The organism is Hydrogenophaga sp. SL48, from assembly GCF_021729865.1.
Classification (GTDB): Bacteria; Pseudomonadota; Gammaproteobacteria; order Burkholderiales; family Burkholderiaceae_C; genus Hydrogenophaga.
Map to the genome: position 1 here is coordinate 2,919,586 of NZ_CP063400.1, position 14,298 is coordinate 2,933,883.

The 14,298-nt window shown below is 68.8% G+C and carries 12 protein-coding genes and 1 pseudogene; 10 read left to right on the forward strand and 3 right to left on the reverse strand.

Going from position 1 to position 14,298, the window contains the following annotated elements; all coding sequences use genetic code 11:
• Positions 1–91 precede the first annotated feature (91 nt).
• The 7 genes and pseudogenes from IM738_RS13800 (at position 92) to rpsU (ending at position 7,670) form a co-directional block, all read left to right on the forward strand.
• Complete coding sequence (locus tag IM738_RS13800) at positions 92–874, forward strand: type IV pili methyl-accepting chemotaxis transducer N-terminal domain-containing protein (RefSeq protein ID WP_442908522.1); 783 nt, start codon at positions 92–94, stop codon at positions 872–874.
• Positions 875–884: 10 nt separating this feature from the next.
• Positions 885–1,253 (forward strand): annotated as a pseudogene (nirD, locus tag IM738_RS13805) (nitrite reductase small subunit NirD); the annotation flags it as partial.
• 101 nt (positions 1,254–1,354) lie between these two features.
• A complete protein-coding gene (locus IM738_RS13810; RefSeq protein ID WP_236961357.1) occupies positions 1,355–4,150 on the forward strand; it encodes a nitrate reductase in 2,796 nt (931 codons plus the stop codon).
• A 54-nt stretch (positions 4,151–4,204) separates the two neighbouring features.
• Positions 4,205–5,152 carry a DNA-binding protein YbiB gene (gene ybiB / locus IM738_RS13815; protein ID WP_236961359.1) on the forward strand — a complete coding sequence of 316 codons (948 nt, stop codon included), beginning with the start codon at positions 4,205–4,207 and terminating at the stop codon, positions 5,150–5,152.
• Entirely contained in the window at positions 5,149–5,961 is an 813-nt protein-coding gene (cobA, locus tag IM738_RS13820) for a uroporphyrinogen-III C-methyltransferase (protein ID WP_236961362.1), read from the forward strand. The genes ybiB and cobA overlap by 4 nt, the downstream gene beginning before the upstream one ends.
• A gap of 31 nt (positions 5,962–5,992) precedes the next feature.
• Positions 5,993–7,195 carry an NAD(P)/FAD-dependent oxidoreductase gene (locus IM738_RS13825; RefSeq protein WP_236961364.1) on the forward strand — a complete coding sequence of 401 codons (1,203 nt, stop codon included), beginning with the start codon at positions 5,993–5,995 and terminating at the stop codon, positions 7,193–7,195.
• A gap of 262 nt (positions 7,196–7,457) precedes the next feature.
• Positions 7,458–7,670 carry a 30S ribosomal protein S21 gene (gene rpsU / locus IM738_RS13830; RefSeq protein WP_077330502.1) on the forward strand — a complete coding sequence of 71 codons (213 nt, stop codon included), beginning with the start codon at positions 7,458–7,460 and terminating at the stop codon, positions 7,668–7,670.
• A gap of 48 nt (positions 7,671–7,718) precedes the next feature.
• Here the strand turns inward: rpsU and IM738_RS13835 are convergent, their stop codons facing one another.
• The gene (locus IM738_RS13835) at positions 7,719–8,660 is read right to left on the reverse strand and encodes a LysR family transcriptional regulator (protein WP_236961365.1); all 942 of its coding nucleotides are present in this window, start codon (positions 8,658–8,660) and stop codon (positions 7,719–7,721) included.
• A 69-nt stretch (positions 8,661–8,729) separates the two neighbouring features.
• Here IM738_RS13835 and lysA point away from each other — a divergent pair, with 69 nt between their 5' ends.
• The 3 genes from lysA to IM738_RS13850 all read left to right on the forward strand — a co-directional run bounded on the left by lysA (position 8,730) and on the right by IM738_RS13850 (position 11,786).
• Complete coding sequence (lysA, locus tag IM738_RS13840; RefSeq protein WP_236961366.1) at positions 8,730–9,968, forward strand: diaminopimelate decarboxylase; 1,239 nt, start codon at positions 8,730–8,732, stop codon at positions 9,966–9,968.
• A 37-nt stretch (positions 9,969–10,005) separates the two neighbouring features.
• Positions 10,006–10,452, forward strand: coding sequence for a GatB/YqeY domain-containing protein (locus tag IM738_RS13845; RefSeq protein ID WP_236961367.1), 447 nt, complete (start codon positions 10,006–10,008; stop codon positions 10,450–10,452).
• A 131-nt stretch (positions 10,453–10,583) separates the two neighbouring features.
• Complete coding sequence (locus IM738_RS13850) at positions 10,584–11,786, forward strand: ABC transporter substrate-binding protein (RefSeq protein ID WP_236961368.1); 1,203 nt, start codon at positions 10,584–10,586, stop codon at positions 11,784–11,786.
• 28 nt (positions 11,787–11,814) lie between these two features.
• Here the strand turns inward: IM738_RS13850 and IM738_RS13855 are convergent, their stop codons facing one another.
• Both IM738_RS13855 and pmbA read right to left on the reverse strand, forming a co-directional pair.
• A complete protein-coding gene (locus tag IM738_RS13855) occupies positions 11,815–12,702 on the reverse strand; it encodes a DMT family transporter (protein WP_236961369.1) in 888 nt (295 codons plus the stop codon).
• A gap of 137 nt (positions 12,703–12,839) precedes the next feature.
• Complete coding sequence (gene pmbA / locus IM738_RS13860; RefSeq protein WP_236961375.1) at positions 12,840–14,267, reverse strand: metalloprotease PmbA; 1,428 nt, start codon at positions 14,265–14,267, stop codon at positions 12,840–12,842.
• Positions 14,268–14,298: the final 31 nt, after the last annotated feature.

Below are 14,298 nucleotides of genomic sequence, written 5' to 3' on the forward strand. Positions count from 1 at the left end.
ATGAAATTCTTCAACTACTGCATTTTTGAGAATGGCGCTCTTCAGGACACTGGCGTCTTTTTTTGAAAGCTGCACCATGAAAACCAATCTGTTGAACCGTCGCACGCTGATCGTTGCCGCAGTGGGTCTGCCCCTGCTGAGTGTGCATGCCCAGGTCAATGACCTAGGGGATGCCATCAACAAGGCAGGCCGCCAGCGCATGCTGAGCCAGCGCATGGGCAAGGCCTGGCTGGCGCTGGTGCACAAGACCGAAAGCGCCGCCGCGCAGGGGGTGCTCGACAAGTCGATGGCCCTGTTCGACCGCCAGCTCGTGGAGCTCAAGGCCTACGCACCATCGAACGACATCCGCGACACCTACGTGAAGCTCGAAGGCGCCTGGAGCGACTACAAGACCGCGCTCGTGGGCGTGACGCCGGGCAAGCCGGGCGCGGCCGCCGTGCTGCAGGCCGATGCCCGCGTGCTGGCGCTGGCGCACCAGGGCACGGAGCAGTACGAAGCCGCCTCCGGCCGCCCGGTGGGCAAGCTGGTCAACGTGGCCGGCCGTCAGCGCATGCTCTCGCAGCGCATGGCCAAGTTCTACTTCGCCGCCACGCTGCCGGTCGATGCATCGACCGCGGCCACCGAGATTGGCAAGGCCCGCACCGAGTTTCTGAGTGCCATGGACCTGCTGCGCAAGGCCCCCGAGGCGACCGACCGCATCCGCGACGAACTGAAGCTGGCCGACGGTCAGTGGTTCTTCTTCGACCAGGCCCTGCAGCGCATGCAGAGCGCTGGAGCGTCCCCCAAACCTTTGTCCGACGTGTTCGTGACGAGTGAAAACCTGCTGAGCGTGATGGACCGGGTGACCGGTCTGTTCGCCGCCATCAAAACCTGAGGACCCTGACATGAACCCATGGAAAGCCATCTGCCGCGTTGAAGACATCCCCGTGCTCGGCTCGCGCCGCGTGGCGCGCGACCAGGGCCTCGATGTCGCCGTGTTCCGCAACGACCAGGACGAGGTGTTCGCCCTGCTCGACCGCTGCCCGCACAAGGGCGGCCCGCTGTCGCAAGGCATCGTGTTCGGCACCAGCGTGGCCTGCCCGCTGCACAACTGGACCATCGGCCTGTGCACCGGCCAGGCCGCCGCGCCCGACGAAGGCTGCACGCCGAAATTTGCGGTGAAGGTGGAAGACGGCCAGGTGTTCCTGGACGCCAACGAACTGGCCACGCAGGCGCTGGACGAAACCCGCCCCATCGCCGGCCCGGCACGACGCAAGAACGATGACCCCCACGCTCCGCCGCTGCGCGGGTCGCTGCCCCCCGAGGGGGCGCAGCCTGGCTTGGGGCGGCCCGGCGCTGCGGCTGACACCTGCGCATGACCATGAGCACGTCCATCACCCGATCTACCTGCCCCTACTGTGGTGTGGGCTGTGGCGTGCTCATCGAAAGCCAGGGGCAGCAGATCACCGGCGTGCGCGGTGACCCGGACCACCCGGCCAACTTCGGCAAGCTGTGCACCAAGGGCACGACGCTGCACCTCACGGCCACGCCGGAGCTGACGCGCCAGACCCGCCTGCTGCAGCCGCTGCAGCGCCTGGCGCGCAAGGCCGCGCCCACACCGCTGGACTGGGACGCGGCGCTGAGCCTGGCCACCGACCGCTTCGCCAAAACCATCACCGAACACGGCCCCGATGCGGTGGGCTTCTACATCAGCGGCCAGCTGCTGACCGAGGACTACTACGTCTTCAACAAGCTGGCCAAGGGCCTGATCGGCACCAACAACGTGGACACCAACTCGCGCCTGTGCATGAGCAGCGCGGTGGCGGGCTACAAGGCCACGCTGGGCGCCGACGCGCCGCCCGCCTGCTACGACGACGTGAACCACGCCGCCTGCCTGTTCATCGTCGGCAGCAACGCGGCCTATGCGCACCCGGTGCTGTTCCGCCGCATCGAAGAAGCGAAGAAAAAGAACCCGGCGATGAAGGTGATCGTGGCCGACCCGCGCCGCACCGACACCGCCGAACTGGCCGACCTGTTCCTGCCGCTGCAACCGGGCAGCGACGTGATGCTGTTCCACGGCCTGCTGCACATCATGTTGTGGGAAGGCTGGATCAACGCCGGCTACATCGCCGCGCACACCACCGGCTTCGACGAGCTGAAGGCGCTGGTGCGCGAGTGCACGCCCGAACACGTGGCACAGGTGTGCGGCGTGCCCAAGGAAGACCTGTTCACGGCGGCACAGTGGTTCGCCACCTCGCCCGCCACGCTCAGCCTCTACTGCCAGGGCCTGAACCAGAGCAGCAGCGGCACGGCGAAAAATGCCACGCTCATCAACCTGCACCTGGCCACCGGCCAGATCGGCAAACCCGGCGCCGGCCCCTTCAGCCTGACCGGCCAGCCCAACGCCATGGGCGGGCGTGAAGTGGGTGGCCTCGCCAACCTGCTGAGCGCGCACCGTGACATGGCCAACCCCGTGCACCGCGCCGAGGTGGCCGCGCTCTGGGGTGTGGCCGACGTGCCCTCGAAGCCCGGCAAGACCGCCGTGGAAATGTTCGAGGCCGCGGCCGACGGCGAGATCAAGGCGCTGTGGATCGCCTGCACCAACCCGGCGCAGTCCATGCCCAATCAGGCCACCGTGCGCCGCGCGCTGGAACGTGCCGAGTTCGTCGTGGTGCAAGAGGCCTACGCGACAGCCGCCACCTGCGACTGGGCCGACCTGCTGCTGCCCGCCACCACCTGGGGCGAAAAAGAAGGCACGGTCACCAACAGCGAGCGCCGCATCAGCCGCGTGCGCGCGGCCATCCCGGCACCCGGTGAAGCCCGGCACGACTGGAAGATCGTGGTGGACTTCGCACAGCGGCTCGAAGCCACGCTGCGCCCCGGCCAGCCCACGCTGTTCCCCTACCCCGACGCCGAGTCCATCTGGCTCGAACACCGCGAGTCCACCCGGGGCCGCGACCTCGACATCACCGGCCTGTCGTACGCCATGCTGGAGAGCGAAGGCCCGCAACAATGGCCGCTGCGCGAAGGCGACACCCAGGGCAAGATCCGCCTCTACGCCGACGGCGTGTTCCCCACCGCCGATGGCAAGGCCCGCTTCGCCGCCATGCCCTTCCACCCGCTGGCCGAGCCGCGCGAATCGCGCTTTCCGTTCTCGCTCACCACCGGCCGCCTGCGCGACCAGTGGCACGGCATGACACGCACCGGCACGCTCGGCCGCCTGTTCGGCCACGTCGCCGAGCCCACGGTGCAGATGCACCCGCAGGACATGGAGCGCCGTGGCCTCACCGAAGGCGATCTGGTGCACGTGACCAGCAAGCGCGGCTCCATCGTGCTGCCGGTACAGGCCAGCAAAGAGACCGGCCTGTCGCAGGCCTTCATCGCCATGCACTGGGGTGCGGAGTACCTGAGCGGGCGCAGCAGCATGGGCGAGCCGCTGGCGGGCGTGAACGCGCTCACCACCTCGGCCTACTGCCCCACCTCCAAACAGCCCGAGCTCAAGCACGCGGCGGTCAAGATCCTCAAGGCCGAGCTGCCCTGGAACCTGCTGGCCGTGGCCTGGCTGCCGGCCGACCGCGCGCTCGCCGCGCAGGCCGAGCTGCGCGCGGTCATGCCCTCGTTCGAATTCGCGGCCTGCGTGCCGTTCGGCCGCGAGCGCACCGGCGTGCTGTTCCGCGCCGCCGCACACGAGGCGCCCGACCTGGCCACGATCGAACGCATCGAAGCCCTGCTCGGCCTGGGCGGCACCGACGCGCTGCGCTACGTGGACAAGCGCCTGGGCCAGCGCCGCACCGCGCGCCTGCTGCGCACGGAAGGCGCCACCCGGCTCGAAGGTTTCGTGCTCGCGGGCGACGTGCGCGCCGAGGCCTGGATCAAGCCGCTGTTGCAGGACGAGCTGCCCGCCGAGGCCTACGGCCGCCTGCTGCTGATGCCCGGCGCCAAGGCCCCGGTGGCGGTGGTGGCCCGGGGCAAGCAGGTCTGCACCTGTTTCAACGTGAGCGCAGACGACATCGGCGCCCACCTCCAGACCAGCCGGGGCAGCGACGACCAGCGTCTGGCCGCGTTGCAGGGCAGCCTGAAGTGCGGCACCAACTGCGGCTCCTGCATCCCCGAACTGCGGCGCCTGGTGCGCGCCCAGCCGTCGACCGGGCACGTGCTGCAGGTCGCCTGAGGCACCGTTGGCATATCACCCGAAGTCATGTGCCTTGCCGGACAATCGCGCCCCATGAGCATCAGTCACTACATCAAAGAAATCGGGCGCGGCAAAGACGGGGCCCGCTCTCTCAACCGCGCACAAGCCACCGACCTGTTCGGTCAGGTGCTGGACGGCACCGTCACCGACCTGGAGATCGGCGGCTTCTGCCTGGCCATGCGCATCAAGGGCGAAACGCCCGAAGAGATGGCGGGTTTCCTCGACGCCGCGCACGCCCGCATGGCACTCGCACCGGACAACGGTCTCACCACCGTGGTGCTGCCCAGCTACAACGGGGCGCGCAAGCTGCCCGTGCTCACCCCGCTGCTGGCCCTGCTGCTGGCGCGCGAGGGCGCGGCGGTGCTGGTGCACGGCACCGCCACCGAAGACAAACGCATCACCAGCGAAGCGGTGTTCGCCGCGCTGGGCCACCCCGCCGCCACCCGGACCGAAACCCTGGGTGCCGGCGACTGCGCCTACCTGCCCACCGAGGTGCTGAGCCCCGGCCTCAAGCGCCTGCTCGACGTGCGCCGCGCCGTCGGCCTGCGCAACCCGGCGCACAGCCTGGTCAAGCTCATGAACCCCTGCGAAGGCCCGGCGCTGATCGTGGGCAGCTACACCCACCCCGAGTACGCGGTGTCGATGGCGCAGACCTTTGCCCTGGTCGGCGCGCACGCGCTGCTGCTGCGTGGCACCGAAGGCGAGCCCGTGGCCGATGCGCGCCGCACGCCGCAGATGGACGCCTTCCGCGACGGCGAGCGCCACCTGCTGCAGCCGGCGCAGGAGGGCTCGCTCGCCAGCCTGCCCGAACTGCCGCGCGAGGTGGACGCGGACAACACCGCCGCCTACATCCGCGACGTGCTCGACGGCCGCAAGCCCGTGCCCACGCCGATCGCGCTGCAGGTGGCACACATCCTGCAAGAGCTGCAGCGCCAGCCCCACACAGAGACAAACCGCCACCCGGCGGTCAGCCCACCATGAACGCACCCGCCACCGTCATCACCTCGCAGACCCGGTTCAACCCCGGCACCGTCACCCTCGTCGGCGCCGGCCCGGGCGACCCGGAACTGCTCACCCTCAAGGCCGCCCGTGCCATTGCCGCGGCCACCGTGCTGCTGGTGGACGACCTGGTGAGCGACGCGGTGCTGGTGCATGCGCAGGCCAGCGCCCGCATCGTGCACGTGGGCAAACGCGGCGGCTGCAAGAGCACGCCGCAGGCCTTCATCGAAAAGCTCATGATCATGGCCGCGCGCGAAGGCGAGGTGGTGGTGCGCTTGAAGGGCGGCGACCCCTTCATCTTCGGCCGCGGAGGCGAAGAGGTGGAACACCTGCGTGCCGCCGGCATCGAGGTGCAGGTGCTCAACGGCATCACCGCCGGCCTGGCCGGCCTGACCTCGCTCGGCGCGCCGCTCACGCACCGCGACCACGCCCACGGGGTGGTGTTCATCACCGGCCACGCCAAACCGGGGGACAGCGGCACCGACTGGCAGGCCCTGGCCGCCACCGCGCGCGACGCCAGGCTCACGCTGGTGATCTACATGGGCGTGTCCAGCGCCGCGCAGATCCAGGCCGACCTGCTGACCGGCCTGCCCGCCAGCACGCCGCTGGCCATCATCCAGCACGCCAGCCTGCCGCAGCAGCGCCACGCGGTCACCACGCTGGGCGATCTCACCACGACCCTGGCGCGCGAAGGCCTGGGCAGCCCGTCGGTGATCGTGGTGGGTGACGTGGTGCATGGCGTGGCTGCGCTGGCGCAACCGGTGGCACGCGCCCAGCGCTTCGCGGCCTGAGGAAGCTGCCTGCCCGCATACACTGCGGGCCATGCAACAGTTCGATGTGGTGGTGGTCGGCGCGGGAGCGGCCGGCCTTTTTTGTGCGGGCGTGGCCGGCCAGCGCGGCCTGAAGGTGCTGGTGCTCGACCACAGCGAGAAGGTGGCCGAGAAGATCCGCATCTCGGGCGGCGGCCGCGCCAACTTCACCAACCGCGACATCGATGTGCGCCAGCCGCACAAACACTTCGTCAGCGAAAACCCCAACTTCTGCCGCTCGGCGCTCTCGCGCTACACCCCGGCCGACTTCATCGCGCTGGTGCAGAAGCACGGCATCCCCTTCCACGAGAAGCACAAGGGCCAGCTGTTCTGCGACCGTTCGGCCGAGGACCTGATCCAGATGCTGCTGGCCGAATGTGAAGCCGGCGGTGTGACTCGCTGGCAGCCCTGCGGCGTGAAAGGCCTGCGTGTGGCGGCCGACGGCGCCTACGACATCGACACCGATCGCGGCCCCGTGTCGAGCCGGGCGGTCGTGATCGCCACCGGCGGCCTGTCCATCCCCAAGATCGGCGCCACCGACTTCGGTTACCGGGTGGCGAAGCAGTTCGGCCTGCGCACCGTCGAGCCGCGCCCCGGCCTGGTGCCGCTGACCTTTGACGGCGACGCCTGGGCGCCCTACGCGGGTCTGTCCGGCCTGTCGTTGCCGGTACTCATCGAGACCGGCGACAAAAAACACAGGATCGGCTTCGCCGAAGACCTGCTGTTCACCCACCGCGGCCTCTCCGGCCCGGCGGTGTTGCAGATCTCCAGCTATTGGCGCGAAGGCACGCCGATCCGCCTCAACTTGGCGCCCGAGCTGGACCTGCCCGCGGCGCTGGCACGCGCCAAGGCCACGTCGCGCAAGCTGATCGCCAACGAGTTGGCCACGCTGGTGCCGAGCCGGCTGGCCGACGCCTGGGTGGCGCAGGACAAGGACTGGCAACGCCCCATCAGCGAGGCCTCGGACAAGGCCCTGGCCCGGCTGGCCGAGCGCCTCTCGCGCTGGGAACTCACCCCGACCGGCAGCGAAGGCTACAAAAAGGCCGAGGTCACGCTCGGGGGCGTGGACACGCGCGAGCTCTCGTCGCAGACGATGGAGTCGAAACAGCCCGGGCTGTATTTCATTGGCGAGGTGGTGGACGTGACCGGCTGGCTCGGCGGCTACAACTTCCAGTGGGCCTGGGCCAGCGCCCACGCTTGCGCCGTGGGGCTCTGACCCCCCCCGCTCCGCCGCTGCGCGGGTCGCAGCCCCCCCGAGGGGGCTGATTCGCCTTGGGGCGGCCCGGCGGCGAATCGTCTTTCCCCGGAAACCGACCGGGAGCTGGCAAACCGGGCCGACAAGGCTATAATCCAAGGCTTTGCTGGCAAACCCCCGTCGGCCAATACTAGTTAACAGGCGGGGGAACTTTGCAGAAACGATGCCTGGGCCCGATCTTCCCGTTCATCCTCTTTCTGTGCATTCTGGACTTTCTCCTTCAATGACGACCATCCGTGTAAAAGACAACGAGCCCTTTGACGTCGCTCTGCGTCGCTTCAAGCGCACCATCGAAAAACTCGGCCTGCTGACCGACCTGCGCGCCCGTGAGTTCTACGAAAAGCCCACCGCCGAGCGCAAGCGCAAGAAGGCCGCCGCCGTCAAGCGCAACTACAAGCGCATCCGCTCGATGCAGCTGCCCAAGAAGCTGTTCTGATTTCAGAGCACTTCGAAAAACCCGCTCGGGACGCCGCAGCGGGTTTTTTTACGCCTGTGCATTCTTCTGCTGGCCGGCCAGCCGCCGCGTCAGGTGTTCGGCCGCCTCGACCAGTGCCGCCTCGAAATGCTCGCGCAGCGGGTGCGCCGCCCGCCAGCTGGGCCGGATCAGCGCCACGTGGAACGGGATGCTGAACGAGAGTGGGCGCACCACCAGACCCCCTTCTTCCCCGCTACCCGCCAGCTCCAGCGCCGTCAGCGGGTTGACGATACCCAGACCCAGCCCCTGGCGCACCAGCGCACACACCGACACCGCGCTCGGCGTCTCCAACCGCAGGCCCCGCTGCACGCCGGCCGCAGCGAACAGCGCGTCCACCTGCTGCCGGTAGGGATCGGTCGGCGCAAAGCTGATGAACGATTCCCCTGCAAAGTCGGCAGGCCGCAACTGCGCGTGCTGCGCCAGCGGGTGGCCCGAGGGCAAGACACCCACCTCGTCCGCCACCAGCAGCGTCTGCAGGCTGCAGGCGGCCGGCGCTTCATGACGTTCGCTCAGACCCAGGTCGAAACGCTGCTCGGACAGCGCCGCCTCCAGCTGGGGCGACTCGATCGGCGTCAGGCTCACAGCCGCCTCGGGCTGGCGCTGCACAAAACGCCGGACCGCGTCGGGCAACAGCGCGTGCGAGAGCGCGGGCAGGCAGGCCAGCTGCAAGCGTCCCTGGGCATAGGCCTGCAATGCCACCGCCGTGGCCGCGATGCGCTCCAGCCCCACGTAGGACTGCTCGACCTCGTCCATCAGCGCCAGCGCCCGCACCGTGGGCTTCAGGCGCCCCTTGACCCGCTCGAACAAGGCAAAGCCCAGCACCTGCTCCAGCCGCGCCAGCTCGCGGCTGACGGTGGGTTGCGAGGTGTGCAGCAGCTCGGCCGCGCGCGTGACGTGGCCGGTGCCCATCACGGCGCGGAAGAAATGAATCTGGCGGTGGGTCAGTTTCATATCGAAATTGAATGGTCAGTGGATTATCTGGCATTGCTCAATATGACAAGAACCCGGATCATCGGCGCCATGAACCCTTTTGCCCCCGCCCTCCTCCAGTCCCTCGCCCGCCAGCACGGCACCCCGCTCTGGGTCTACGACGCCGCCACCATCCGCCAGCGCATCGCCGACCTGCGTGCGTTTGACACCATCCGCTTCGCCCAGAAGGCCAACTCCAACACCCACCTGCTGCGCCTGATGCGCGAGCAGGGCGTGGTGGTGGACGCGGTGTCGCGCGGCGAGATCGAACGCGCGCTGGCCGCCGGCTACACCGCAGCACCCGATGCCCAGGGTGCCTCGGGCATCGTCTTCACCGCCGACCTGTTCGACCACGCCACGCTGGCCACCGTGGTGCAGCACCAAGTTCCGGTGAACGCCGGTTCCATCGACATGCTGCACCAGCTGGGCACCGCGTCGCCCGGCCATCCGGTCTGGCTGCGCATCAACCCGGGCTTTGGCCACGGCCACAGCAACAAGACCAACACCGGCGGCGAACACAGCAAACACGGCATCTGGCACACCGAGCTGCCCGCCGCGCTGGCGGCGGTGGCGCAGCACGGGCTGCGGCTCGTGGGCCTGCACATGCACATCGGCTCGGGCGTGGACTACGGTCACCTGCAGCAGGTGTGCAGCGCCATGGTGGACCTTGTCAAAGGCTGCGGCGCAGACATGCAGGCCATCTCGGCGGGCGGCGGCCTGTCCATCCCCTACCGCGAGGGCGAAGCCCCCATCGACACCACGCACTACTTCAGCCTCTGGGACGCCGCGCGTCGCGAGATCGCCGCCCACCTCGGCCACGCCGTGCACCTGGAGATCGAACCCGGCCGCTACCTGGTGGCCGAGGCCGGCGTGTTGCTCACCGAGGTGCGCGCCACCAAGCCCATGGGCGGCAACCGCTTCACCCTGGTGGACGCGGGCTTTTCAGACCTGATGCGCCCGTCCATGTACGGCGCCTTCCACGGCATGAGCCTGATCCCAGCCGATCACAACCCGCGCCCCCAGACCACCACCGTGGTCGCCGGCCCGTTGTGTGAATCGGGCGACGTGTTCACCCAGGCCGAAGGCGGCGTGGTGCTCACGCGCGAGCTGCCCGAAGCCCGCGTGGGCGACCTGCTGGTGCTGCACGACGCAGGCGCTTACGGCGCCTCCATGTCCAGCAACTACAACACGCGTCCGCTCGCGGCCGAGGTGCTGGTGGACGGCGATGCCCACCGTGTGATCCGCCGCCGGCAGACGGTGGAGGAATTGCTCTCACTGGAAATGGTTTGAGACAATCGCGGGTTCAGCGAACCACAGAAAGCACACCATGAGCCTCAAAGAACAGATCACCGAAGACATGAAAGCCGCCATGCGCGCCAAGGACAGCGAGCGCCTGGGCACCATCCGCCTGCTGACCGCGGCCATGAAGCAGAAGGAAGTGGACGAGCGCGTGGAGCTGGACGACACCATGGTCATCGCCATCGTCGACAAGCTGATCAAGCAGCGCAAGGACAGCATCGAGGCCTTCACCAAGGCCGACCGCATGGACCTGGCCGACAAGGAAAGCGCCGAGATGAAGGTGCTGCAGGCCTACCTGCCCGCGCGCCTGTCGGCCGAGGAAGTGGCCACTGAAGTCCAGGCCATCGTCACCGAACTGGGCGCCAAAGGCCCGGGCGACATGGGCAAGGTGATGGGTGCGGTGAAAACCCGCCTCGCGGGCAAGGCCGACATGGGCCAGGTCTCGGCCGCCGTCAAGGCCGCGCTGGCCGGATAAGGCAGGGGCAGCCCCTCCGGCGGTCGCCACAGGCTGACGGATCACTGACCACCGGGGTCTCTCTCAGGGAAAACCGCGACTTCGCTGGTGCCTGGCGCTTCCTACACTCGCGGCACTTTGAAAGGTGCCCCATGCAGCGACAGCGTCCCGGTTTCTCCCAAGCCATCGGCCTGCTGGCCGCCACCGTCGCCCTGTCGGCGGCCGCCCAGACCAACCCCACGGTCAAGATCGGGGTCATCGGGCCCTTCAGCGGCCCGTCATCCGATTTCGGCAGCCCCATGCTGCACGGCGTGCAGTTGGCGGTGGAGGAAATCAACGCCGTGGGCGGCTACCTGGGCCGCCCGCTGGAGCTGGTGGTCCAGGACGATCAAGGCAACCCCGACGTTGGCCTCAAAGGCTCGCAAGCGCTGGTCGGTGGCGGCGTGGTGGCCACCATCGGGTTCTGCAACACCGGTGTGGCCGCCAAGTCGCTGGAGGCCTACCAGACCGCCCAGGTGCCGCTGATCATCCCCTGCGCCACCGGCACACCGCTCACCGCCAGATTCCCCGCGCCCCAGAGCTACATCTTCCGTACCTCGGCGCGTGACTCGATCCAGGCCCCGTTCGTGGTGGACGACCTGGTCAAACGCGGCTGGACCAAGGTGGCCATCTTTGCCGACACCACGGGATACGGCGAGGCCGGGCTGAAGGACGTCGAGGCCGCGCTGGCGGCGAAGAACCTCAAGGCGGTGCACGTGGCGCGCTTTCCGCTGGGCGTGAAAGACCTGAAGGAGCCGTTGAAAGCAGCACAGGCCGCGGGCGCCAACGTGGTGTTCAGCTACACCGTCGGCCCGGAAAACGCGGCGATTGCCAACGGCCGGCGCGACCTCAAGTGGGACGTGCCCCAGGTGGGCGCCTGGCCCCTCTCGTTTCCGTTTTTCATTGATGGCGCCAAGGCGGCCGGCGACGGCGCACTGATGGCACAGACCTTCATCGCCGAACCCAGCAATGAGCGGCGCGCGGCCTTTCTCAGCGCGTACTCGCGCAAGTTCAAGCAAAAGATCGCCGTGCCGATGGCGGCCGCCCAGGCCTACGACAGCACCTACCTGCTGACCTACGCGCTGTTCGGCATCCGGGACGGCAAGTTCACTGGCCCGGCCGTCAAGGGGGCACTGGAAAACATCCCGCGCGTGTACTACGGGGTGGTCGCGACCTACGACAAGCCTTTCAGCCTGGACGACAAGGACGCCGTCACACCCAACATGCTGGTGATGGGCAAGGTGCGCAGCGGCTCGGTGACCTTCGCCTACCCGGAGGACGCGAAACGCAACCTGTTCGTGCAGCGGAAGAAATAGGGCCCCCACACTCCGCCGCTGCGACCGCTCAACCCAGGATCAAGGCCGTGCCCGCCACGGCCAGCGCGGCGCCGAGCCACGCGCCCGTCGCCGGCCGGCGGCGGTACACCAGCCACAGCAAGGGCAGGATCAGTACCGGCGTGACCGAGGACATGACGGCCACCAGGCCGGCCTGACCGTCGCGCAGCGCGATCAGGATCAGGGTCATGCCCAGCGCCATGGCCACGGCCGCACTCATGAAGATCAGGAAGGCGTCCTGCCGCCGCAAAGGCGCTTGCGCCCGCGCACCCGACCAACCCGACGCGAACAGCAGCGTGTGCGCCCCCAGGGCCAGGCTCATGCGCGTGGCAGATGCCGCCACCGGATCGACGCCGGTGACCATGAGCGGCTTGATCATCAAGGTGCCCAGCGACTGGCACAGCGCCGAGAGCAGCCCCAGCCCCACCCCGATGGCCAGCGGCCCGCGCGTCTGCTCCCAGGCGTGGGTTTCATCGCCGCGCTTGCCCCAGGCCACGGCCACCATCACGCCCCCGACCAGCAGGCCGCTGCCCAGCAAGGCCCAGCCCCACACGGTCTCGCCCAGCCAGGCCCAGGCCAGCACACAGGAGAACAGCGCGTGGGTGGCGTACAGCACGCCCGAGCGCCGTGGCCCGAGCCGGTTCATGCAGGAGAACAGCGCCGTGTCACCGATGAAGATGCCGACCACGCCCGAGAGCCCCAGCAGGGCGACGGTGGCCATGTCCAGGCTGCGCCAGCCGCCACTGGCCAGCGCCAGGCCCCAGAGGATCAGCGAGGCAAACACCATGCGCCAGCGGCTGAACGCGAACGCGCCCAGGCGCTGGGCGGGTGGCGCGGAGAACAGGCTGGAGACGGCCCAGCAGGCGGCCGCCAGCAGCGCCAGGGCTTCGGGACGCATGACCAAGGAACCGAATCAACGGAACAGGGCCGCCGCCGGGCCGCTCCCAAGGCGGCACAGCCCCCTCGGGGGGCAGCGACCCGCGCAGCGGCGGAGCCCCGGCCTGCGCCCGGGAGGCGCGGGACGCTTGGGGGCTTTCAACTTCCCGCCACCTTCATCTTGTTGATGAGGATCGAGCCCACGGTCTTGGCGCCGTAGTTGTAGGCGTCGGCGCCCACGGCCTCGATGCCCTGGAACATGTCCTTGAGGTTGCCCGCGATGGTGATCTCGTGCACCGGGTAGGCGATCACGCCGTTTTCCACCCAGTAGCCCGAGGCGCCGCGCGAGTAGTCGCCGGTCACGTAGTTCACGCCCTGCCCCATCAGCTCGGTGACGAACAGGCCACGACCGAGCTTCTGCAGCATGGCCTTGAGGTCGTCGCCGGGCTGGGTCAGGCGGCTGGTGAGCGTGAGGTTGTGCGAGCCACCTGCGTTGCCCGTGGTGCGCATGCCGAGCTTGCGCGCCGAGTAGGTGGAGAGAAAGTAGCCCAGCACCTTGCCCGCGCTCAGCACCTTGCGTTTGACGGTGCGCACGCCTTCGTCGTCAAACGGCGAGCTGCCCTTGCCGTTGATCACATGGGGGTCTTCGACGATGTCGAGGTGTTTCGCCATCACCCGCTTGCCGAGGCTGTTGTTCAGGAAGGTGGTCTTGCGGTACAGCGCACCGCCGCTGGTGGCCTGCACGTAGGCGCCCAGCAGGCCGGCGGCCAGCGGCGACTCGAACAGCACCGGGCATTCGGTGGTGGCGATCTTGCGGCCGTTCAGGCGCGCGAGCGTGCGCTCGGCGGCGTAGCGGCCCACCGCTTCGGGGGTGGCGAGGTCGTCGGGCGAACGCATCGAGCTGTACCAGTGGTCGCGCTGCATGTTCGCGCCCTTGCCGGCGATCGGCGCCACCGACAGGCTGTGGCGCGAGCTGGCGTAGCCGCCGCTGAAGATGCCGGGTTTGCCGCGTTCGCCGCCGCGCATGTGGGCGGTGAAAAAGTGCGACTGCTGGGCCGACACGCCCGCGCCTTCGCTGTTGCTGATCTTCTTGCTGGTGGCGAAGGCCGCGGCCTCGCAGGCCAGCGCGATGCGCAGCGCCTCTTCGGAGTCGATCGCCCAGGGGTGGAAGAGGTCGAGGTCGGGGTAACTGTCGGCGATGTCTTCGGGGTCGGGCAGACCGGCCACCGGGTCTTCGGCGGTGAAGCGGGCGATGTCGTAGGCCGCCTGCACCGTCTGGCGCACGGCAGCGGGTGAAAAATCGGAGGTGGAGGCGTTGCCGCGCTTCTGCCCCAGGTACACCGTCACGCCGAGCGACTTGTCGCGGTTGCGCTCCACGTTCTCCAGCTCACCCTTGCGCACCGACACGCTCAGGCCGGCGCCTTCGGACACCTCGGCCCCGGCGTCGGTGGCGCCCAGCTTTTTGGCATGGCCCAGCGCGAGGTCCACCAGCTCCTCGAACTGGCTGCGTGCGTACTGGAAACCGGCGAGCGGCTGGCTGGCGGTGGAGGAAGGGGCTTGGGACGGGGTGTTGGGGGCTTTTTTCATGTCGACGGCTATGATACTTGCCGCCCCCCTC

Excerpts from the sequence above, each read along its gene's own strand:
- lysA (WP_236961366.1), top strand. The coding sequence starts at position 8,730 with ATGAACCCTTTTGCCCCCGCCCTCCTCCAGTCCCTCGCCCGCCAGCAC.
- cobA (WP_236961362.1), top strand. The coding sequence starts at position 5,149 with ATGAACGCACCCGCCACCGTCATCACCTCGCAGACCCGGTTCAACCCC.
- ybiB (WP_236961359.1), top strand. The coding sequence starts at position 4,205 with ATGAGCATCAGTCACTACATCAAAGAAATCGGGCGCGGCAAAGACGGG.
- rpsU (WP_077330502.1), top strand. The coding sequence starts at position 7,458 with ATGACGACCATCCGTGTAAAAGACAACGAGCCCTTTGACGTCGCTCTG.
- IM738_RS13810 (WP_236961357.1), top strand. The coding sequence starts at position 1,355 with ATGACCATGAGCACGTCCATCACCCGATCTACCTGCCCCTACTGTGGT.
- IM738_RS13845 (WP_236961367.1), top strand. The coding sequence starts at position 10,006 with ATGAGCCTCAAAGAACAGATCACCGAAGACATGAAAGCCGCCATGCGC.
- IM738_RS13835 (WP_236961365.1), bottom strand. The coding sequence starts at position 8,660 with ATGAAACTGACCCACCGCCAGATTCATTTCTTCCGCGCCGTGATGGGC.
- pmbA (WP_236961375.1), bottom strand. The coding sequence starts at position 14,267 with ATGAAAAAAGCCCCCAACACCCCGTCCCAAGCCCCTTCCTCCACCGCC.
- IM738_RS13855 (WP_236961369.1), bottom strand. The coding sequence starts at position 12,702 with ATGCGTCCCGAAGCCCTGGCGCTGCTGGCGGCCGCCTGCTGGGCCGTC.
- IM738_RS13825 (WP_236961364.1), top strand. The coding sequence starts at position 5,993 with ATGCAACAGTTCGATGTGGTGGTGGTCGGCGCGGGAGCGGCCGGCCTT.
- IM738_RS13850 (WP_236961368.1), top strand. The coding sequence starts at position 10,584 with ATGCAGCGACAGCGTCCCGGTTTCTCCCAAGCCATCGGCCTGCTGGCC.